At 67.3% G+C, this 20,984-nt stretch carries 15 protein-coding genes and 1 pseudogene; 3 read left to right on the top strand and 13 right to left on the bottom strand.

From position 1 onward, the window contains the following. Positions 1 to 33: 33 nt before the first annotated feature. Together pepN and ACYVD0_RS19985 are read left to right on the top strand one after the other, a co-directional pair. The gene (pepN, locus tag ACYVD0_RS19990) at positions 34 to 2,691 is read left to right on the top strand and encodes a M1 family metallopeptidase (protein WP_460428422.1); all 2,658 of its coding nucleotides are present in this window, start codon (positions 34 to 36) and stop codon (positions 2,689 to 2,691) included. 180 nt (positions 2,692 to 2,871) lie between these two features. Next, on the top strand, positions 2,872 to 4,365 hold the full coding sequence (locus ACYVD0_RS19985; RefSeq protein ID WP_460428421.1) for an acetyl-CoA hydrolase/transferase family protein: 1,494 nt from the start codon (positions 2,872 to 2,874) through the stop codon (positions 4,363 to 4,365). Positions 4,366 to 4,459: 94 nt separating this feature from the next. Here ACYVD0_RS19985 and ACYVD0_RS19980 read toward each other — a convergent pair whose 3' ends face one another. The 13 genes and pseudogenes from ACYVD0_RS19980 to ACYVD0_RS19920 form a co-directional block, all read right to left on the bottom strand. Continuing rightward, complete coding sequence (locus ACYVD0_RS19980; RefSeq protein WP_460428420.1) at positions 4,460 to 5,908, bottom strand: hypothetical protein; 1,449 nt, start codon at positions 5,906 to 5,908, stop codon at positions 4,460 to 4,462. A gap of 5 nt (positions 5,909 to 5,913) precedes the next feature. Next, the gene (locus ACYVD0_RS19975) at positions 5,914 to 7,254 is read right to left on the bottom strand and encodes a ParA family protein (RefSeq protein ID WP_460428419.1); all 1,341 of its coding nucleotides are present in this window, start codon (positions 7,252 to 7,254) and stop codon (positions 5,914 to 5,916) included. Then, entirely contained in the window at positions 7,254 to 7,409 is a 156-nt protein-coding gene (locus ACYVD0_RS19970; protein WP_460428418.1) for a hypothetical protein, read from the bottom strand. Before ACYVD0_RS19970 ends, ACYVD0_RS19975 begins: the two co-directional genes overlap by 1 nt. 276 nt (positions 7,410 to 7,685) lie before the next feature. Beyond that, positions 7,686 to 8,054: a DUF7008 domain-containing protein gene (locus ACYVD0_RS19965; protein ID WP_460428544.1), complete on the bottom strand. Its 369-nt coding sequence runs from the start codon at positions 8,052 to 8,054 to the stop codon at positions 7,686 to 7,688. Continuing rightward, positions 8,033 to 8,515 carry an NERD domain-containing protein gene (locus ACYVD0_RS19960; protein WP_460428417.1) on the bottom strand — a complete coding sequence of 161 codons (483 nt, stop codon included), beginning with the start codon at positions 8,513 to 8,515 and terminating at the stop codon, positions 8,033 to 8,035. The genes ACYVD0_RS19965 and ACYVD0_RS19960 overlap by 22 nt, the downstream gene beginning before the upstream one ends. Beyond that, the gene (locus ACYVD0_RS19955; protein ID WP_460428416.1) at positions 8,512 to 8,733 is read right to left on the bottom strand and encodes a helix-turn-helix domain-containing protein; all 222 of its coding nucleotides are present in this window, start codon (positions 8,731 to 8,733) and stop codon (positions 8,512 to 8,514) included. Before ACYVD0_RS19955 ends, ACYVD0_RS19960 begins: the two co-directional genes overlap by 4 nt. A 72-nt stretch (positions 8,734 to 8,805) precedes the next feature. Then, positions 8,806 to 10,449, bottom strand: coding sequence for a BatD family protein (locus ACYVD0_RS19950; protein WP_460428415.1), 1,644 nt, complete (start codon positions 10,447 to 10,449; stop codon positions 8,806 to 8,808). After that, positions 10,446 to 12,170, bottom strand: coding sequence for a tetratricopeptide repeat protein (locus tag ACYVD0_RS19945; protein WP_460428414.1), 1,725 nt, complete (start codon positions 12,168 to 12,170; stop codon positions 10,446 to 10,448). Before ACYVD0_RS19945 ends, ACYVD0_RS19950 begins: the two co-directional genes overlap by 4 nt. Continuing rightward, positions 12,167 to 13,180, bottom strand: a complete 1,014-nt coding sequence (locus ACYVD0_RS19940) for a vWA domain-containing protein (RefSeq protein ID WP_460428413.1) — start codon at positions 13,178 to 13,180, stop codon at positions 12,167 to 12,169. Before ACYVD0_RS19940 ends, ACYVD0_RS19945 begins: the two co-directional genes overlap by 4 nt. Continuing rightward, positions 13,173 to 13,664 carry a DUF4381 domain-containing protein gene (locus ACYVD0_RS19935; protein WP_460428412.1) on the bottom strand — a complete coding sequence of 164 codons (492 nt, stop codon included), beginning with the start codon at positions 13,662 to 13,664 and terminating at the stop codon, positions 13,173 to 13,175. Before ACYVD0_RS19935 ends, ACYVD0_RS19940 begins: the two co-directional genes overlap by 8 nt. Further along, the gene (locus ACYVD0_RS19930) at positions 13,661 to 14,623 is read right to left on the bottom strand and encodes a DUF58 domain-containing protein (protein WP_460428411.1); all 963 of its coding nucleotides are present in this window, start codon (positions 14,621 to 14,623) and stop codon (positions 13,661 to 13,663) included. The genes ACYVD0_RS19935 and ACYVD0_RS19930 overlap by 4 nt, the downstream gene beginning before the upstream one ends. Beyond that, positions 14,624 to 15,583 carry an AAA family ATPase gene (locus ACYVD0_RS19925; RefSeq protein WP_460428543.1) on the bottom strand — a complete coding sequence of 320 codons (960 nt, stop codon included), beginning with the start codon at positions 15,581 to 15,583 and terminating at the stop codon, positions 14,624 to 14,626. It abuts the gene before it with no gap. 123 nt (positions 15,584 to 15,706) lie between these two features. Next, a pseudogene (locus tag ACYVD0_RS19920) lies at positions 15,707 to 15,950 on the bottom strand (AcvB/VirJ family lysyl-phosphatidylglycerol hydrolase); the annotation flags it as partial. Between the two features lie 172 nt (positions 15,951 to 16,122). On the opposite strand from ACYVD0_RS19920, the gene ACYVD0_RS19915 reads away from it, so the two are divergent. Further along, a complete protein-coding gene (locus tag ACYVD0_RS19915) occupies positions 16,123 to 20,979 on the top strand; it encodes an NAD-glutamate dehydrogenase (protein WP_460428410.1) in 4,857 nt (1,618 codons plus the stop codon). Positions 20,980 to 20,984 lie beyond the last annotated feature (5 nt).

The following is a 20,984-nucleotide window of genomic DNA, read 5'->3' as shown; positions in this document are numbered from 1 at the left end:
CCCCAGGGGAACGGGTATCGATGGAGCCGAACGATGCGTACCGAACAGCCGAAAACCATCTGCCTCAAGGACTATCAGGCGCCCGACTACCTGATCGACGAGACCCACCTGAGTTTCGAGCTGCACGAGGACCGCACCCTGGTGCACGCCCGACTGGCGATGCGCCGCAACCCGGTCCGCGGCGCCGGCTTGCCGCCGCTGGTACTGGACGGCCAGCAGTTGGAGCTGCTCTCGGTCGTCCTTGACGGCCGCGAGCTGGGCGCCCACGAATACCAGGTGGACGACAGCCACCTGACCCTGCAGCCGGAGCGCGCCGAATTCGTCCTCGCCACCAGCGTGTGCATCCATCCGGAGAGTAATACTGCGCTGGAAGGCCTGTACAAGTCCGGCAAGATGTTCTGCACCCAGTGCGAGGCCGAGGGCTTTCGCAAGATCACCTACTACCTCGACCGCCCGGACGTGATGAGCCGCTTCACCACCACCGTCAGCGCCGAGCAGCAGCGCTACCCGGTGCTGCTCTCCAACGGCAACCCCATGGCCAGCGGCAGTGAGGACAACGGCCGGCACTGGGCGACCTGGGAAGATCCGTTCCGGAAGCCCGCCTATCTGTTCGCCCTGGTCGCCGGCGATCTCTGGTGCGTGGAGGACAGCTTCACCACCCTGAGCGGCCGCGAGGTGACCCTGCGCATCTACGTCGAGCCCGAGAACATCGACAAGTGCCAGCACGCCATGGACAGCCTCAAGCGCTCCATGCGCTGGGACGAAGAGGCCTACGGCCGCGAGTACGACCTGGACATCTTCATGATCGTCGCGGTCAATGACTTCAACATGGGCGCCATGGAGAACAAGGGGCTGAACATCTTCAACTCCAGTGCCGTGCTGGCCAAGGCCGAGACCGCCACCGACGCCGCCCACCAGCGGGTCGAGGCGATCGTCGCCCACGAATACTTCCACAATTGGTCGGGCAACCGGGTGACCTGCCGCGACTGGTTCCAGCTGTCGCTCAAGGAAGGCTTCACCGTTTTCCGCGACGCCGGCTTCAGCGCCGACATGAACTCCGCCACGGTCAAGCGCATCGAGGATGTCGCCTACCTGCGCACTCACCAGTTCGCCGAGGATGCCGGCCCCATGGCCCACTCGGTGCGCCCGGACTCCTACATGGAGATCTCCAACTTCTACACCCTGACCGTCTACGAGAAGGGCTCCGAGGTGGTGGGCATGCTTCGCACCCTGCTCGGCGCCGAAGGCTTCCGCAAGGGCAGCGACCTGTACTTCCAGCGCCACGACGGCCAGGCGGTGACCTGCGACGACTTCCTCAAGGCCATGGAGGACGCCTGCGGCGTCGACCTGACCCAGTTCAAGCGCTGGTACAGCCAGGCCGGCACGCCTCGCCTGGAGGTCGCCGAGCAGTACGATGCCCAGGCCAGAACCTGCACCCTGACCTTCCGCCAGAGCTGCCCGCCGACCCCCGGCCAGGTGAAGAAGGAACCCTTCGTGATTCCCGTGGCCCTGGGCCTGCTCGACAGCCAGGGCCGCGAGCTGCCGCTGCGCCTGGCCGGCGAAGCCGAAGCCGGCGGCACCAGCCGGGTGCTGGCGGTGAATGCCGCCGAGCAGTCGTTCACCTTCGTCGACCTTCCCGAGCGGCCGCTGCCGTCGCTGCTGCGCGGCTTCTCCGCACCGGTCAAGCTGGTCTATCCCTACAGCCGCGACCAGCTGATGTTTCTCATGCAGCACGATTCCGACGGCTTCAACCGCTGGGAGGCCGGCCAGCAGCTCGCCGTGCAGGTGCTGCAGGAGCTGATTGGCCAGCGTCAGCGCGGCGAACCCCTAGTGCTCGACCGGCGGCTGGTCGCGGCGCTGCAGAGCGTGCTGGAGAACGACAGCCTGGACCAGGCGATGGTCGCCGAGATGCTCTCCCTGCCGGGTGAGGCCTACCTGATCGAGATCAGCGCGGTGGCCGACGTCGAGTCCATCCACGCGGCCCGCGAGTTCGCCCGCCGCGAACTGGCCGAGGCCCTGTACGAGCCGCTCTGGCAGCGCTACCAGGCCAACCGCGAGCTGTCCCGGCAGAGCCTCTACTTCGCCTCGGCCGAGCACTTCGCCCGCCGCGCCCTGCAGAACATCGCGCTGTCCTATCTGATGCTCTGTGCCCGGCCCGAGGTGCTGGCGGCCTGCCAGGACCAGTACCAGGCGACCGATAACATGACCGAGCGCCTCGCCGCCCTGGCGGTGCTGGTCAACTCGCCGTTCGAGGCGGAGAAGGCCCAGGCGCTGACCCTGTTCGCCGACTACTTCCAGGAAGACCCGCTGGTCATGGACCAGTGGTTCAGCGTGCAGGCCGGCTGCCCGCTGCCCGGCGGCCTGGAGCGCGTGCAGGCGCTGATGGAGCACCCGGCGTTCACCCTGAAGAACCCGAACAAGGTGCGCGCGCTGATCGGCGCCTTCGCCAACCAGAACCACGTCAACTTCCATCGTGCCGACGGCCTGGGTTACCGCTTCCTCGCCGACCAGGTGATCATGCTCAACGCCCTCAACCCGCAGATCGCCGCCCGCCAGCTGGCGCCGCTGATCCGCTGGCGCAAGTACGACGGGGCCCGTCAGGCGCTGATGAGAGCCGAACTGGAGCGCATCCTCGCCTCCGGCGAGCTGTCCAGCGACGTCTACGAAGTGGTCAGCAAGAGCCTGGTCTAGAGCCTGCGGCCCTGCCTTTCCCGGGAGCGGAATGGCAGGGCCAGCCTTGCCATTCAAGAGCGAACGTCGGCGAACTTCAGCCATTCGACCTATGTCTAGACTCGACTTAGGTCTTGAAGCGTAATTTCCGCGAATCGATAAGACTCGGGCTCGTCGTCAACCTGACTCCGAGAAGCTCCCATGTATTCCGATCGTATTCGCCTGCCCTCCCTGCTTGAAAAAATCATGAGCGCCGACGAAGCCGCAGCGCTGATCCAGGACGGCATGACTGTCGGCATGAGCGGTTTTACCCGTGCAGGCGAAGCCAAAGCCGTGCCTCTGGCCCTGGCCAAGCTGGCCACCAGCTCGCCGCGCCAGATCTCCCTGGTCACCGGCGCCAGCCTGGGCAACGATCTCGACAAGAAGCTCACTGAGGCCGGAGCCCTGGCCCGTCGCATGCCCTTCCAGGTGGACAACACCCTGCGCAAGGCGATCAACGAAGGCAAGGTGATGTTCGTCGACCAGCATCTGTCGGAAACCGTCGAGCAGATGCGCTCCAAGCAGATCAAGGCTCCGGATGTCGCCGTGATCGAGGCCGTCGCCATCACCGAGGAAGGCCACATCGTGCCGACCACCTCCGTAGGCAACTCCGCCAGCTTCGTCGCCGAGGCCAAGCAGGTGATCGTCGAGATCAACCTGGCCCACAACCTGAATCTCGAAGGTCTGCACGACATCTACATCCCGATTGCCCGCCCGGGTCGCGGTCCGGTTCCGCTGGTCAACGTTGACGACCGCATCGGCACCAAGGCCATCGTGGTCGATCCGGCCAAGATCGTTGCCGTCGTCATCTGCGATACCCCGGACTCCCCGTCTACCGTCACTCCCCCGGACGACGAAACCCAGGCCATCGCCGACCACCTGATTGCCTTCCTGGAGCGCGAAGTGGCTGCCGGTCGCCTGGCCAAGAGCCTGCTGCCGCTGCAGGCCGGCATCGGCTCCATCGCCAACGCCGTGATGTGCGGCCTGCTGAAGTCGGACTTCAGCGGCCTGACCATGTACTCCGAAGTGCTGCAGGACTCCACCTTCGAGCTGATCGACGCCGGCAAGATGGACTTCGCTTCGGGCTGCTCCATGACCCTCTCCGAAGAGTGCGGCAAGCGTGTGTTCGGCAACATGGAGAAGTACAAGGACAAGCTGGTGTTGCGTCCGCAGGAAATCTCCAACCTGCCGGAAATCGCCCGCCGCCTCGGCATTATCGGCATCAACACCGCGCTGGAGTTCGATATTTACGGCAACGTCAACTCCACCCACGTTGGCGGCACCAAGATGATGAATGGCATCGGCGGTTCCGGCGACTTCGCTCGTAACGCCCACACTTCGATCTTCGTCACCAAGTCCATTGCCAAGGGCGGTGCGATCTCCAGCGTGGTGCCGATGATCGGCCACGTCGACCACTGCGAGCACGATGTGGACGTCCTGGTGACCGAGCAGGGCCTGGCCGACCTGCGTGGCCTGGCGCCGCGCGAGCGCGCCCGCGTGATCATCGACAACTGCGTGCACCCGGACTACCGCGCTGCGCTGAATGACTACTTCGAGCGCGCCAGCGCCAAGGGCGGCCAGACCCCGCACATCCTGCGCGAAGCCTTGGAGTGGCACATCAACCTGGAGGAGCGTGGCAGCATGCTGGCCAGGTGATCGGCTACTTCCGGGCAGTTGCTCGATCCTGAAAACCGCGGCCCTTGGGCCGCGGTTTTCGTTTTTGGGGGCGAACTCGTTTATATGGCGCGTTTCATTTCAGCGGCTTCACGCCCCCGCGCCGTCCCAGTCCGAAGGCGATACGGTACACATCCGGCATCTGGATGCGCTGGCCGCCCATGCGCTTCAGCAGGCCGAGCGACTCGAGTTCGGCCAGTACTGCGTCGCTCACGACACTGGGAGGAGGAAGCTTGACTTCGGCGGGCGTCTCCTTGAGGCGCATCTGTAAAGCGGAGAGCGTTTCGTCTTCCTCCCAGAGCCGTTCGATATCCTGAGCCGTGCAGGGAACGGTCAACTTGCCGCGCAGCGGCTGCATGACCAGATCTACCCACGGGTAGTCCTCGCGGATCAGCTCGTTCACCCGAATCTTCGAGGCCTCGCGGACACCGGCCTGAATAGCCTTGTAGTCCAGCACCAGGGCGGCATCTTCACTGGTATCTTCCGCGGCATGGCGCAAGGCTGCGCTGAAGCTGCGCGGGCTGACTTGATCGAGACCGTCCTGCAGGTGGTTGACCAGCCAGGTGTAGGGCTTGCCCCGCTTGTAACCGCTGGGGCCGTAGGCCATGGCCGTGCCGGCCATGCGGGCAAAAACCTGCTCCTGCTGCTTTTCTTCTGAGCGAAGCGCTGCCGGAAGCTGCCAGGTGTCGTTGGTCTGCCGCCAGTCGCAGCCCAGCTCTTCCCGGCACAATGCGCGAAACGCCTCACCATCGCCTGGCGAGTTGGCCAGGCACTGGAACAGCAGCGCATACAGGTCCACACGCCGCCACACCAGAGCTGCCTTGCGCGCCAGTAGTTTGGAGGCATCGGGGAACTGGGTGATTTCCTTGTCCTGCAGCATGTCCGGGCGCATGAACAGCTTGAAGCGGATGCGGCGGGTTGAGCGCAGTTCTAGGGCCACCTGCAGCAACCCCTTGGCGAGGGGGCGGATGTGCTGCCAGTCCTCAGCCAAGCGGTCGAGCGCATCGAACAGGACCACCAGGGTTTCCCCCCTGGCATCCAGTGCCAGGTCGACCTGCTGGAGGGCGTGGTCGAAGGCTTCTGGGTGTTCTGCCACCCAGCGCACTCGCTCCAGCCATTCGCCCTCGCACGGAAAACTTCCAGCGAAGTCCGCCTTCCGTGCCAGCACGGCTTTCCAGACGGTACGGGCCGGATACTGGGCGACCAGCGAAGTCAGAACATCCTGGCTTGGTGCATCGATGGAGGACACCTGCGCACCGAAGGCTTGCACCACCCGCACACCTTGCTCGAGACGGATCTCGGGGAAGGCTTTGACGATGACGTTGCGGTGCGACTCCGAGGCCAGGTGGGCCCACCAGAAGCTCTTGCCGGCGCCCCGAATCCCCTCGACCACGCTGACTTCCGGATCGAGCGCCTTGGCATGGCTCGGTGGCACATAGGTATAGGCCGGTGCCCGATCCGGCTCGGCCCCGGCGTGATCCACCGCTGGTAGGGATTCGATGAAGGCCCTTCTCAATGCAGCCATATCAATCATTCATTCAGCCCTGCAATGGAGTCGATCACTTTATCGAAGAACGGACCAAACGCCAGCTCAATGTCCGTATCGTCCATGCCGCCTGCTTCCCGGCCGGCAAGTGGGTTGAACTCCTGGAAGCGGGCGTTCCAGCGCACCCGGAACGGGAAGTGCGGCGCGTCCGCGGCATTCGGAGCAAAGCTGAAGGCATCCGGATCGGGCTCTGCGTCGGGCTCGATCTGGTCGTACAGGTGTTCGGCAAACAGATCGTAGGCACGTTGCACGAAGCGCTCGGCACGCTGCTGCTGATCGCTCTCGGGAAATAGTGCCTGCACGATGGCCAGACGCTCCCGCACGTCGCGCAGCACGCTCGGGTGCTGGTTCCAGTGCTTGAAGAGCTGGGTGTAGCCTTGCCAGGTTTGTTCGGAGTCGGTGGCAAACAGCAGGGCGACGGTGGCCAAGCCAGAAATCGCCACTGCGGCGACATCGTGCAGACCGGCGCGGCTGTCGATCAGTACCACATCCGGCCTTTCCCGCTGCTCGAGGATTTCGACGATACGCGCCATTCGCTGGGCGAAGCGTTGCGGGCCAGTGGCGGACGGAACGTCGGCATAGATCCGCGCCAGCTTGCTCAGATAGGCCTGCTCACCCTGGCCCATGGCCGCGGCGATGCGGATCGAGCCCGGCGTGTTGTCTGCCAGTGGGCTGTCGGAGAGCAAGTCGTTCAGCACGATCTCGCCCTGGCCCACGGCATCCTCCAGAAACCAGTCCACCAGGCCGTTGCCGGCGACGCGCTCCGCCGGCAGCAACAGGCCGGACAGACCGGGCGACTCCAGGTCGAAGTCGATCAGCAATACCCGTTTGCCGTTCCGTGCTAGACGATAGGCCAGCATGGCCAGCGCCGTAGAGCGGCCAACCCCGCCTTTCAGGCCGTAGAACACGATGCGTGGCGGGTGGGCGACCTCGTCATTCTGTTTGGTGCGCAGCCAGTTCTGGCCGATGATCTGCCGGTCCAGAACCCGGACCTCGATTTCGGCCGGATTTTCCTCATCCTCGGCACGGGGGGCGGGGACACGGCTCAAGCGCCAGTCGGCGCTGCCGAACACCGCATCGGGATTGGAGAAATCATCGCGGAAGATCATGCTGGCGTTGGTCGCATAGCAGCCGAGGGATTGCTGGGCGGACTCCAGTTGCTGTCGCGCCGCTTGCGGATAATCGGCGGCGTTGCAGTTCACCGCAAAGCGGATGCGGCCGTAGACGTCGCGGACGATGCCCTCCGGCCACTCGGTCGGTAACTCGGAGGTCTGGGCGGCTTCGGCGGCCTGACGCAGGGCGTCATTGAATTGGACTTTCGGCATCAGATCACTCCATCCAGGGCGGCCTGGTCGAGCATTTCATTTACTTCCATCGCAGCCAGTTCCCAAGCAGGTACGGAAGATATGGGGATGGCCGACTCGCTCCAGTAGCGGTGGTCCGTACTCCATTCTGCAAGTGCATTCAGGCTTGGCAGCATGGCCACATAACCGGTGGCTTTGGGGCCATCCGGTATCAAATGGCCAAAGGCGACAATCCTGACGGAAAGGTGTGGCAGGTGGGTGCGGAATTTATGACGTTCCGGAATCCCTCCATCCGCACCCGGGGGGCACGCCACATGCGATCAGCAATGCCTTGATCCCGCATTCCACGCTGAAGCCGAACAACTGGCCGGCATTGGCTTCCCGCTTTTTCCCCAGCAGCAGGCAGCCATCGTCCACATGGCGGCGCGCGGCTGCAATGTAATTCACCGTACTCACATCTTGCGCCTCTGACCGCGTTTGGCTGCGACTGCTGCCAGCTCCCAGGCGCGCAGCTCGCCCAGCGTCACGCCCAGTGCTCTCACCTCATCCTTGAGGGAGCCCTCGTAGTAATCGCCCATGCGCTCGCCATAGTTGGGGTCGAGGTCGTTGTGCCATTGTTTGAGCCAAGGCACGAGTTCCCGCAGACCGACCAGCAGCAGGCGCTCGTTGGGCCAGCTTTCCTGCTTCCTCATGTTCTGCCAGGTAGTAAGCGGCGAGGACGGTGACCTGTTGCAGGTGGTCCCAGCCGGCCAGGCGATAGGCAAGCTTCCGTCGGCGCCGCGTTTGCAGCTGTGATAGCTCACCCAGCGCTCCTTGGGCACGTCCAAGGCGTCGTGCAGACACTAGAAATTGGCTTTGAGGAGGCCCTTGGTCTGGTGCTTGAGCGGCACCAGGATCTTGCAGACTGTCTCGCCGGCATTCTCGCGCCCGTTGCAGGTTCCAGGTGTCTGCCTGCTGGGCGCGCTTGCGCGGGCCTGCGCCGGTGCAGAAGCGGCTTGTCGACCGTCTTGGAGCATCCATCGGTAGTCCAGGTCCATGAGTGGGCGTTGCCGCTGATCTTGCCGGAGTGATTCTTGAACTCGACCAAGAAGAGTCCGGCTGGGGAGAGCACCAGGGCATCAACCTCGTTGACCTTGCCTTGATTGTCGATGAGCTCGAAGTTGCTCCAGACATACCAGGGATCGCGATCCGATAGCTGTGCCCGCAGCCAGTTCAGCGCTTTGCGTTCCCAAGCAAAACCTGATTCGGCAAGGGTGTGCCAGCGGGATGGGCCAAGGCTCATGCAGATCTTCCGGTGTCGTCCGGTACGTGCTCGAAAATATCTTCGACCTTGCAGCTGAAGAGTTTGCAGAGTCGATCGATGGCGGACAGATCAATGCGCGTTGCCGTCTCTTTATAGAGTGCCGTAACCGTGCTGCGGTTGAGTCCGGTCAGGCGAGCGACATCGGCAATGCGCAGCTTGTTGCGGCCCATGAGCGTGGAGAGATGGCAGCGGATCATCGTATTTGGTTATGTGCGAGCCTTAAAGTGATGCGCAGCGTAGCATTTTTTGTTCCAGCTTCAATTTATGCTTCAGCGCGGATAAAGCGGCGGCAGTTGGCTCGGTTCCGGGACCGTGCCCAGTACCTGGGCCGGCGGCAAGTCGCGGATGGCCTGCCAGAGGCCCTCGCCCTGCCAGCGCTGGCCGCTCTCGCTCTCGCTGTAGAGCGCGCCGTTCAGCCCATCGAGGGCGTCGGACAGGGGTACGAAGCGTGCCGCCATCGCAGCGAGGGTTTCCGGTTGCTGGCGGGCCCAGGCGTCGAGGGCCTGGCGGGTCGCCTGGGTGTCGTTGGCCTGGCAGGCGCGGCGCAGGTCGTCGAGCAGGGTACGCGGGCTGGGGCCGCCGGCGGCGCTGCGCAGGATCGCTGGCTGGCGGCGGGCACGCCACCAGAGGCCGAAGCCGAGCAGGGTGGTGCAGAGCAGCAGGGCGCTGGCCAGCTGCCAGAGCCAGAGCGGCTGGCCGGGCAGGGCCAGGGTCGTTCCTAGGGGCTGCGGCGGTTGCGCGTCCAGTTCCGGGTTCGTCGCCACCAGCAGGGTGCGCGCCGGCAGGCGGGTGCGCTCCAGGCGGTCGTGGACGGTGTTCCACCACAGCATGTCCTGCGCCGGCAGTTCGATCCGGCCGTCACGGGTCGGCACCAGCGCCTCGCGCTCCTCGCGGCTGCCGATCAGGCCGCGCTCGCCGGCCTGATCGGCCAGTTGCGGCTGGTCGGGATAGCGGCGCAGACCGTCGACCGGCGGGCTGGGGAGGGGCGGCAACTGGGCGGCGCTCAGCCCGTCGGCCTTGAGGATCAACTGGCGGGTCAGCGAGTCGCCGGCCCGCGCCAGTTCCGGCGCGGGGCTCCAGCTCTCGCCCAGGGCGATGGCGCGCGCCGGCAGCCAGGGGGCGTCGGCCGGGTATTCGGCAGGTTTGGCCCTGACCGTCAGGGGGATCTCCGGCGACTCGACGCGGATCTGCCGGCCGCTGTGCGGACCGAAGGGCAGCAGGCCGTCGCGGCCCGGAGTGCGGCTGACTTCAGTGGCGGTGAAGGCCTGGGCAGGGATCAGCAGCTCGCCGCTGCGCTGGGGAAAGAGCGCGTAGCGCACCTCGATCACTCCGTGGCGCACGCCGTTGACGCTGGTCTCGTAGGTGCGCGGTGCGCCGAGCGCTTCGATGCGGGCGTCGGCCATCTGCAGCGGGCTCAGGCTGCTGTCGTCATAGAGCGACACCGAATGGTAGATGCGCAGGGTGAGGACGACCTGGGCCTGCACGTAGACGCTTTCCCGATCCAGGCTGGCGTCGATGAACACCGGCGCCAGTCTGGCCGGGTCGGTGTCCACTTCGCTTTTCTGCACCTGCAGGACGATCGCCTGGGTCTGCCGGTCGCCCAGGCGCAGGGGCGGGATCGTCAGCTGGCCACGGCGCTTCGGTTGCAGCGTGATGATCCACTGGATGGTGCTGTGGGATTCGCCTGCCGCGCTGGTCAAGCGGTTGACCTGGCGGGTGCCGAGCACTTCGAAGTGCTCCTCGAGAGGGGCCAGGTCCGGCTTGCCGAGAGGCGCGGGATCGCTGCTTTCCAGGGTCAGTTCGAGGGTTTCGCCGGCGCCGAGCTGGGTGCGTTCGACCCGGGCGGTGAATTCCTCGGCCTGGGCCGTCCAGGCCAGCAGGCAGAGCAGGAGAGTGCAGAGCAGGCGGATCATGGACTGGCTTCCCGGTGCTGTTGCTGTTCGTACCAGAATTTGCGCCGCAGCAGTTCGCCGGGGTTGTCCGGGATTTGCCGCAGCCATTGTTCCAGGGCCTGGCGGCGCTCGTCGCCGAGCGGTTCCGCAGGCGCCTCGGCGACTTGGCCTGAGCCCGGCGGCGCATCGCCCGCGGCCTGCTCGCCGCTACGGCTTTGCCCGGCGGCGCCCGGCTGCGCCGTCGCGCTGTCGGGGGTGGCGCCCTCGGCTGTCGGGGGCGCGGTCGTGTCGGCCTGGCCGTCGTTCTGCTCGGCGCTCTGCCCGGGCCGGCGGTCCTGGCCCGGCTGCTGGTCGGCGCCGTTGTCGGCATCGGGCTGCGGCTGGCGCTGGCGCAGCAGCTCCTCGATCAGGGCCTTGTTGTGCAGCGCCGACTCCAGCACCGGCTGCAGTTCCAGGGCGCGTTCGTAGGCGTCCAGCGCGGCCTCCAGTTCGCCGGCCCGGGCCAGGGCGTTACCGCGGTTGTAGTGGGCGGCGGCGCTGTGGCCCTGGGCGAAGCGCTCGGCGGCGGCGGCGTAGTCGCCGGCCTGGTAGAGGGCCAGGCCCTGCCACTGGTTGTCCTCGAAGCGCCGTGCGGCTTCGCCCGGCCGGCCGGCTTGGAGCAGGATCCGCCCTTGCTGGTCGGGGCGCATCCACAGGTCGGCGAGCTCGAAGGCTTGGCCGGGCTGGGGCAAGGCGAGCAGCAGGGGCAGGCCGAGCAGCCAGCCGCGTCGGCCGGCGCAGGCGGCCAGCAGGAGCAGCGGCAGCAGCAGCCAGTGGCCCTGGTTGGCCCAGGCGTCGAAGCGCGCCGTCTCGTCGCCCTCGCGTAAGAGCTGCGGACCGCTCAGCAGGCCCAGCTGGCGCAGGTCGCGGTCGTCCAGGCTGGCGCTCTGGTAGCGCCCGCCGAGGCTTTCAGCGAAGCGCGCGAGCCCGGCGCTATCCAACCGGGCGAGGAGGATCGCGCCCTGTTCGTCCTTGATGAAGGTGCCGTCCTCCTGGGCGATGGGTGCCCCGCTGGTGCTGCCGATGCCGAGAATGCCGAGGCGTTCGCTGTCTCCGCCGAGCGCCCGGGCGATGCCCTGGCGTTCCTGTTCGTCCAGCTCGCTGCCGATCAATAGCAGTTGGCCACGTCCCTGGGCACCCTGTTCGAGCAGGGCCAGACCGCGGGCCACGGCGAGGTCGGCGCGCCGCCCGGCGACCGGCATGATCGGCGGGGCGAGGACGTCCAGCAGGTTACGGGTGGTCTCCAGGTCGTCGGACAGCGGCACCAGGGTGTGCGCGCTGCCGGCGTAGACGACCACCGCGGTCTGTGCCTCCTGACGCGCCTCGAGCAGGTCGAGCAGCTTGCGCCTGGCCAGTGCCAGACGGTTCGGCGCGACGTCGCCGGCGAGCATGTTCGGGGTCAGTTCGAGCAGCACCACCAGCGGGTCGGCGCGTTGCGGGGTAGTCTGCTCGATGCGCTGCCAGCTCGGGCCGAGCAGGGCCAGCAGGGCGAGCAGCCAGGCCAGTCCGAGGGCGATCCACGGCAGGTGGCTGCCGCGTCCGGCGCGCTCGACGAGCAGCGCCTGGTGGAAGGCCGGCGGCAGCAGCAGCTCCCAGCGGCCGGCACGCCGCTGGCGGTGCCAGAGCCGCCAGAGCAGCCAGGCGAGCAGGGGCAGCAGGGGCAGCCACTCGGGGTGCAGCCAGTGCGGCCATAAGGGGTTCATCGGCGTTGTCCTCCCTGGCGGGGGCGCGGCGGCCACAAGGTGCGGGCCACTGGCAGCAGGCCGAGCAGCAGCGCCGCGGCCAGGGGCCAGGGGTACAGCGGGTGGGTCGGGCGCACCTGGGTCGGCGGCTGGGCGACCGGCTCCAGGCGGTCGAGGGTTTCCTCGATGGCGTGCAGCTCCTCGCTGGTGCGGGCGCGGAAGTATTCCCCGCCGGTCTGTTCGGCGATGGCGCGCAGGGTCGGCTCGTCCAGGTCCAGCCCGGGGGTCAGGCCGAGCTGGCCGAGTAGGCCATGCTGCTGGGGATCGGCGCCGATGCCGATGGTATGGATGCGTACCCCTTCCTCGGCGGCCAGGCGGGCGGCGACCTGCGGGTCGATCTCGCCGGCGGTGTTGGCGCCGTCGGTGACCAGCACCAGCACGCGGCTTTCCGCCGGGCGCTGGCGCAGGCGCTTGAGGGCCAGGCCGATGGCGTCGCCGAGGGCGGTGTTCTTGCCGGCGATGCCGATCATGGCTTCTTCCAGCCAGGTGCGCACGGTCTGGCGGTCGAAGGTCAGCGGTGCCTGCAGGTAAGCCTGGCTGCCGAACAGGATCAGCCCGATGCGGTCACCCCGGCGGTCCTCGATGAACTGGCCGAACAGCCGCTTGACCAGATCCAGGCGGCCGATGGTTTCGCCCTGCCAGTGCATGTCGGCGTACTCCATGGAGCCGGAAACGTCCACCGCGAGCAGCAGGTCGCGGCCGCTGGTGGGCAGCGGCAGAGGCTCGCCGACCCATTCAGGACGGGCCGCGGCGCCGAGCAGCAGCAGCCAGAGCAGGACAAACGGCGCCTGCTGCCGCCAGCCCGGCAGGCGCAGGCGCAGGCGGGCGCGGCGGCCGCTGAGGCTTTCCAGCTCGTCGAGGAAGGCCACCCTGAGCGCCGCCTCGCCGCTGTCGGCCGGCGGCAGCAGCAGGCGCAGCAGCCAGGGCAGCGGGGCGAGCAGGAAGACCCAGGGCCAGATGAATTCAAACATGCCGGCGGATCCAGGTTTCCACGGCCTGGTAGAGCCCGTCGATGGCCTTGTCGTCAAGCCGGCATTCGGCACGGTAGCCGCCTTCCACGAGGATCATCCAGCGGGTCAGACCGGCGGCCGGGCAGCGGCTGTCGAGATAGGCCAGCCAGGCGCGGCCGCTCAGGGTGTGGCTGTGATTGTCCGGGTAGTGGGCGCGGCAGAGGCGCTTGAGCAGCGCGTTGAGCTGCTGCAGCCAGGGACCGGCGGGCATGCCGTAGGGTTTGCGCAGCTGCGCCAGCTCTTCCAGGGCGGCGACGCGCAGCGGATCGAGGATCAGTGGCGCTGCCGGCTCGGCGCGGCGCCGCGGGCGCTGCCAGTGCAGCCAGCAGAAGGCCGCGAGGGCGATGCCGGCGACCAGCACCAGCAGCCACCAGCCGGGGGCCGGCGGCCACCAGTGGATGGCCGGTGGGGGGATCAGTGGTTGCAGGTTGTCGAGCGGGTTCATGGATGGCTCACCGGCCGCGGTTGCAGCCGCTCGCGCAGCTGCTCGATCAGCTCGAACTGGGTGCTGAGCGGCAGCAGCAGGCTGCCGAGGCGTTCGGCGAGGCGCTGCCAGCGCGCCTGGCGCGCCTGGCCGAGGCTGCGATAGGCCTGGCGCAGCTCGCTGTCGTGGGTGTCCAGCTCCAGCTGGGCGCCGTTCTGGGCGAAGCGCAGCAGGCCGGCGCTGGGCAGGGCATGATCGAGGGGATCGGAGAGCGGCAGCAGCAGCAGCTCGCTGTGCCGGCCGAGGAGCAGCAGCTGGCGCTCGGCGGTGTCGGACAGTGCCCGCTCGTCGCACAGCACCACCACCAGACTGCCTGGGCGCAGCACCTCGTGGGCGCGGCGCAGGGCCAGGCCGAAGCTGTCCGGCTCGTCCGGCAGTTCGCTGTGCAGGGCTTGGTTGGCGCGAACCAGGCGGTTGAGCAGCTGCAGCAGACTCTGCTTGCTGCGCCGCGGCTTGATCTCGTGGGGCGCGCCGCTGCCGAACACCAGCCCGCCGACCCGGTCGTTGTGCTCCAGGGCCGCCCAGCCGATCAGCGCCGCAGCCTGGGCGGCGAGCACCGACTTGAATCGTCGCGAGGAGCCGAAGAACAGCTGGCGGCTCTGTTCGGCGAGGATGAAGATCGGCCGTTCGCGCTCTTCGTGGAACAGCTTGGTGTGCGGCTCCTGGGTGCGTGCGGTGACCCGCCAGTCGATGTTGCGCACGTCGTCGCCGGTCTGGTAGACGCGCACCTGGTCGAAGTCCACGCCGCGCCCGCGCAGCCTGGAGTGGTGCGCGCCGAGCAGCACACTGCGGCGGGTTGCGCTGGAGAACAGCTGCACCTCGCGCACCCGGTGGCGGATCTCGATCAGCTCGCTCAGGCTCACCTGGACGCCGTCCGGAGCCGCCGCCGGGTGCGGCCCGCCTGCCGCCTGCGGGTGCATTCAGGCCACCGCCACCACGTCGAGGATGCGCTGGATGACCTGATCCTGGTCGACCCCGGCGGCCTCGGCCTCGAAGGAGAGGATCAGACGGTGGCGCAGCACGTCGAACAGCACCGTCTGGATGTCTTCCGGGCTGACGAAGTCGCGCCCGACCAGCCAGGCGTGGGCGCGCGCGCAGCGGTCGAGGGCGATGGAGCCGCGCGGACTGGCGCCGTAGGTCAGCCATTCGCCCAGCTCGGCGTCGAAGCGCGCCGGCGTACGCGAGGCCATCACCAGCTGCACCAGGTATTCCTCCACCGCATCGGCCATGTACAGGCCGAGGATCTCCTTGCGCGCGGCGAAGATCGCCTGCTGGCTGAGCCGGTGCTCGGGTTTGGTCTCGCCGTGCAACGCCTCGCCGCGGGCCTGCTGGAGGATCTTGCGTTCCACCGCGGCGTCCGGGAAGCCGATCTTCACATGCATGAGGAAGCGGTCGAGCTGGGCTTCCGGCAGCGGGTAGGTGCCCTCCTGCTCGATGGGGTTCTGGGTGGCCATCACCAGGAACAGCGGCGACAGCTCATAGGTGCGCCGGCCGATGGACACCTGGCGCTCGGCCATAGCTTCGAGCAGCGCCGACTGGACCTTGGCTGGGGCGCGGTTGATCTCGTCAGCCAGTACCAGGTTGTGGAAGATCGGCCCCTGCTGGAAGACGAAGCTGCCGGTTTCCGGGCGGTAGATCTCGGTACCCGTGATGTCCGCCGGGAGCAGGTCGGGGGTGAACTGGATGCGATGGAATTCCGCCTCGATGCCCTCGGCGAGATCCTTGATCGCCTTGGTCTTGGCCAGGCCGGGGGCACCCTCGACCAGCAGGTGGCCGTCGGCGAGCAGGGCGATGAGCAGGCGGTCGATCAGCTTTTCCTGGCCGAGGATCTGGCTGGCCAGGTATTGCCGCAGTGCTACTAGCGCTTCTCGATGATCCATCTCTCTACACTTCCGCAAAATGACCGCAGGTCTTGTCTGCCGTAGGGCAGCGGGCGCCACTTTAAAACAAAACGTGGCGCCGTGCCGCCGCACTAATGGCCCGCCGTGACGAGCCAGCCCTCCGATTTCGAAGCCGCCGCTGTGCGCCAGAGCGAGGAGGAGCAGGTTGTCCACGACCTCCTGAGCGGCTGCATCGAGGCGATTGTAGATGGCCGACAGCACATCGGCGCCGAAGGAGTAGCCGATCAGCACGAGGCGCCTGGCGCCCCAGTGTTCGGTAGCTGTGCATGATCCGGGCGAGATCGGCGGCAGCCTGTTCCGGCGACTTGTGGTTCCAGAAATAACGCAGGCAGTTGACACCCATCACGGATAGCTGCGCCAGGCATGATATCCATGGTGGCGCTTCAGGCTCCGGGGTTGCGTCTGCAGGGCTCAAGGCGCCTGTCTCGAGCTGCCGGGCAGCGCCCGGGCGTAGGGCAGGCATGGACGGGCCAAGGGCCGCCTATGCTGCATGCAGGAACATTTTCAGGAGTGCGACCATGGCGTTTTTCATGGCCGACAGCAAGGCCGACTTCCTGGTGCAGTTGCAGGCGGCCCTGGGGGCGCATCTGGACGAACGGCTGCTGCCTCAGGTGATGCTGTTCGCCGACGAGTTCTTTGCCATGATCGGTCTCGACGAGCTGAGCGAAAGGCGGCTGTCCGACCTGGTCGGCTGTACCCTGTCGGCCTGGCGCCTGCTCGAGCGTTTCGATCCGGCGCGGCCTGAGGTGAAGGTCTTCAACCCCGACTACGAGAAGCACGGCTGGCTGTCCAGCCACAGTGTGGTCGAGGTGTTGCACCCGGACATGCCCTTTCTGGTCGACTCGCTGCGCATGGAGCTGAACCGCCGCGGCCACGGCATCCATACCCTGCAGGGCGGGGTGTTCGGGGTGCGCCGCAACGCCGCCGGCGAGCTGTTGGAGGTCCTGTCCCGCGGCGGCCACGGCGAAGGGGTGCAGCAGGAGGCGCTGATCTTCGCCGAGATCGACCGTTGCGCCAGTCTGGGCGAGCAGAGCATGCTTGAGCAGGCTCTGCAGGAGGTACTCGGCGAGGTGCGCCTGGCGGTCGCCGATTTCGAGCCGATGACCTCCTGTGTCCGGGCGCTGCTGGACTGGCTGGAGCGGGCGCGGCTCAAGGTGGACGCCGAGGAGTTGGCGGAGATCAAGGTATTCCTGCTCTGGCTGCTGGAGGATCATTTCACCTTCCTCGGCTACGAGGAACTCCGCGTAGTGGACTGCCCGGACGGCGGCGCGCGGGTCGCCTATGACGAGCGCTCCCTGCTCGGCTTGAGCAAGCGCCTGCGCAGCGGGCTGGACGAAGCCTGGCTGCGCATCGAGCCTGAAGCCCTGCACTACCTGCGCGAGCCGCTGCTGCTGTCCTTCGCCAAGGCCTCGCAGCCGTCCCGTGTGCACCGCCCGGCCTATCCCAACTACGTCTCCCTGCGCGAGCTGGACGAGGCCGGCCGGGTGGTCCGGGAATTCCGTTTCATGGGCCTGTACACCGCCTCGGTGTACAACGAGAGCGTCCGGCACATCCCCTACATCCGCCGCAAGGCCGCGGAGATCGAGCGGCGTGCCGGCTTCGACAGCAGCAGCCATCTAGCCCGCGAGCTCAGCCAGGTGCTCGAGGTTTTGCCGCGCGACGACCTGTTCCAGACCCCCCTCGACGAGCTGTTGCACACCGCGATCAGCATCGTGCAGATCCAGGAGCGCAACCGCCTGCGCCTGTTCCTGCGCAAGGACCCCTACGGGCGCTTCGTCTACGGCCTGGCCTACGTGCCGCGGGACATCTACTCCACGGAGATCCGCCAGAAGATGCAGCAGCTGCTGATGGAGCGCCTGAAGGCCAGCGACTGCGAGTTCTGGGTGTACTTCTCCGAGTCCATCCTGGCGCGGGTGCAGTTCATCCTGCGCGTCGATCCCAAGGTGCGGCTGGATTTCGACCCGCAGCGCCTGGAGCAGGAGATGATCCGCGCCTGCCGCTCCTGGCGGGACGAATATGCCAGCCTGATGGTGGAGAGCTTCGGCGAGGCCCAGGGCACCGGCCTGCTGGCGGACTTCCCGCAGGGCTTTCCGGCCGGCTACCAGGAGCGCTTCGCCCCCCACTCGGCGGTGGTCGACATGCAGCACCTGCTCACCCTGGGTGACGAGAGGCCGCTGGTGATGAGCTTCTACCAGCCGCTGCGCCAGGGCGACCAGCAGCTTCACGGCAAGATCTACCATCCGGATACCCCGCTGCCGCTGTCCGACGTGCTGCCGATCCTCGAGAACCTCGGCCTGCGCGTGCTCGGCGAGTTCCCCTACCAACTGCGCCGCCGCGACGGCCGCGAGTTCTGGATCCACGACTTCTCGTTCACCTGCGCCGAGGGTGCGGAGGTGGACCTCCAGCAGTTGAACAACACTCTGCAAGACGCCTTCATTCATATCGTGCGTGGCAACGCCGAGAACGACGCTTTCAACCGCCTGGTGCTGAGCGCCGCCATGCCCTGGCGCGAGGTCGCCCTGCTGCGCGCCTATGCCCGCTACCTGAAGCAGATCCGCCTGGGCTTCGACCTCGGCTACATCGCCGCCACCCTGCTCAACCACAGCGACATCGCCCGCGAGCTGGTGCGCCTGTTCCGCACCCGCTTCTACCTGGCGCGGCGCATCGCCGGCGAGGACCTGGAGGACAAGCAGCAGCGCCTGGAGCAAGCCATCCTCGGCGCCTTGGATCGAGTCGAGGTGCTCAACGAGGATCGCATCCTGCGCCGCTACCTGGAGCTGATCAAGGCCACCCTGCGCACCAACTTCTACCAGCCGGACGCCGGCGGCCAGGCCAAGGGCCACTTCAGCCTCAAGCTCGACCCGCAGGCGCTCTCCGAGCTGCCACGGCCGGTGCCCCGCTACGAGATTTTCGTCTACTCGCCGCGAGTCGAGGGCGTCCATCTGCGCGGCGGCAAGGTGGCCCGCGGTGGCCTGCGCTGGTCAGACCGCGAGGAGGACTACCGCACCGAGGTGCTCGGCCTGGTCAAGGCCCAGCAGGTGAAGAACGCGGTGATCGTGCCGGTTGGCGCCAAGGGCGGCTTCGTCCCGCGGCGCCTGCCGGCCGGCGGCTCGCGGGACGAGATCCAGGCGGAGGCGATCGCCTGCTACCGGATCTTCGTCTCGGCCCTGCTGGACGTCACCGACAACCTGAAGGAGGGCGAGATCGTGCCGCCGGCCAATGTGCTGCGCTACGACGGTGCCGATCCCTACCTGGTGGTGGCCGCCGACAAGGGCACGGCGAGCTTCTCCGACATTGCCAACGGTATCGCCGCCGACTACGCCTTCTGGCTGGGCGATGCCTTCGCCTCCGGTGGCTCCAGCGGCTACGACCACAAGAAAATGGGCATCACCGCCCGCGGCGGCTGGGTCGCCGTGCAGCGTCACTTCCGCGAGCACGGCATCGACGTGCAGCACGACCCGATCAGTGTGATCGGCATCGGCGACATGTCCGGCGACGTGTTCGGCAACGGCCTGCTGCAGTCGCGGAGTGTGCGTCTGGTGGCGGCCTTCGACCATCGGCACGTGTTCATCGATCCCGATCCCGATCCAGCGCAGAGCTTCACCGAGCGGCGCCGGCTGTTCGAGCTGCCGCGCTCCACCTGGGCGGACTACGACGCGGCGCTGATCTCCCCCGGCGGCGGGGTGTTTCCGCGCAGCGCCAAAAGCATTCCGATCAGCGCGCAGATGCAGGAGCGCTTCGCCATCGCCGCCAAGCAGCTGACCCCCGCCGAACTGATCAGCGCCCTGCTCAGGGCGCCGGTCGATCTGCTGTGGAACGGCGGCATCGGCACCTACGTCAAGTCCAGCCGGGAAAGCCACGTGGACATCGGCGACAAGGCCAACGACGTGCTGCGTATCGACGGCCGCGAGCTGCGCGCCAAGGTGGTGGGCGAGGGCGGCAACCTCGGCATGAGCCAGCTCGGCCGGGTCGAGTACTGCCTCAGTGGTGGGGCCTGCAATACCGATTTCATCGACAACGCTGGCGGGGTCGACTGCTCCGACCACGAGGTGAACATCAAGATCCTGCTCGGCGAGGTACTGGCCGCCGGCGACATGACCGGTAAGCAGCGCGACCAACTGCTCCACGAGATGACCGACGCGGTGGCCGGGCTGGTGCTGGGCAACATCTACAAGCAGACCCAGGCGCTGTCCCTGGCCGAGCGCCGCGCGCGGCTGCACCCCGGCGAGTACCGCCGGCTGATCGATGCGCTGGAGCATGCCGGGCGGCTGGATCGCCTGCTGGAGTTCCTGCCGAGCGACGAGCAGTTCGCCGAGCGCCTCGCTGGTGGGACCAGCCTGACCCGTCCAGAGCTGGCGGTGTTGATCTCCTACAGCAAGATCGACCTCAAGGAGTCCCTGCTGGACTCCCCGGTACCGGACGACGATTACCTGATCCGCGACATGGAGAGCGCTTTCCCGCCGCTGCTGATGGAGCGCTTCGGCGCGCTGATGCGCAGCCACCGGCTGCGCCGCGAGATTGTCGCCACGCAGATCGCCAACGATCTGGTCAACCACATGGGCATCACCTTCGTGCAGCGCCTCAAGGAGTCCACTGGCATGGACGCCGCGGCGGTGGCCGAGGCCTATGTGATCGTCCGCGACATCTTTCACCTGCCGCACTGGTTCCTGCAGATCGAGGCGCTGGACTACCAGGTGCCCGCCGAGCTGCAACTGACCTTGATGGACGAGCTGACCCGTCTCGGCCGGCGCGCCACCCGCTGGTTCTTGCGCAACCGCCGCGGCGAGCTGGACGTTGCCCGCGACGTGGTGCACTTCGGCCCCCGGGTCGCCGCCCTCGGCCTGAAGCTCGAGGAGCTGCTCGAAGGCAGCACCCGCAAGCAGTGGCAGCTGCGCTACCGCGGCTATGCCGAGGCGGGGGTGCCGGAGCTGCTGGCGCGGCTGGTAGCCGGCACTGGCTACCTGTACACCTTGCTGCCGATCCTCGAGGCGGCTGACGTCACCGGGCGCGAGCCGGCGGAGGTAGCGCTCGCGCACTTCGCCGTGGGTGGTGTCCTGGAGCTGCCTTGGTATCTGCAGCAGATCACCAACCTGCCGGTCGAGAACCAGTGGCAGGCGCTGGCCCGGGAGGCGTTCCGCGACGACATGGACTGGCAGCAACGCGCCATCACCATCGCCCTGCTGCAGGTGGTTGGCGGACCAGAGGCGGTCGAGGCGCGGGTGGCGCTCTGGCTGGAGCAGAATCAGCCGGCGGTCGAGCGCTGGCGGGCGACCTTGGCCGAGCTGCGTGCGGCCGGCACCGCGGAATATGCCATGTTCGCGGTCGCCAACCGCGAGCTGGCGGACCTGGCGCAGAGCGGCACGCGCGGGGCCTGAGTGTC

Source organism: Azotobacter armeniacus, assembly GCF_054779355.1.
Note: the sequence above shows the minus strand (reverse complement) of the source record. Positions and strands in the feature narration are given on the sequence as shown.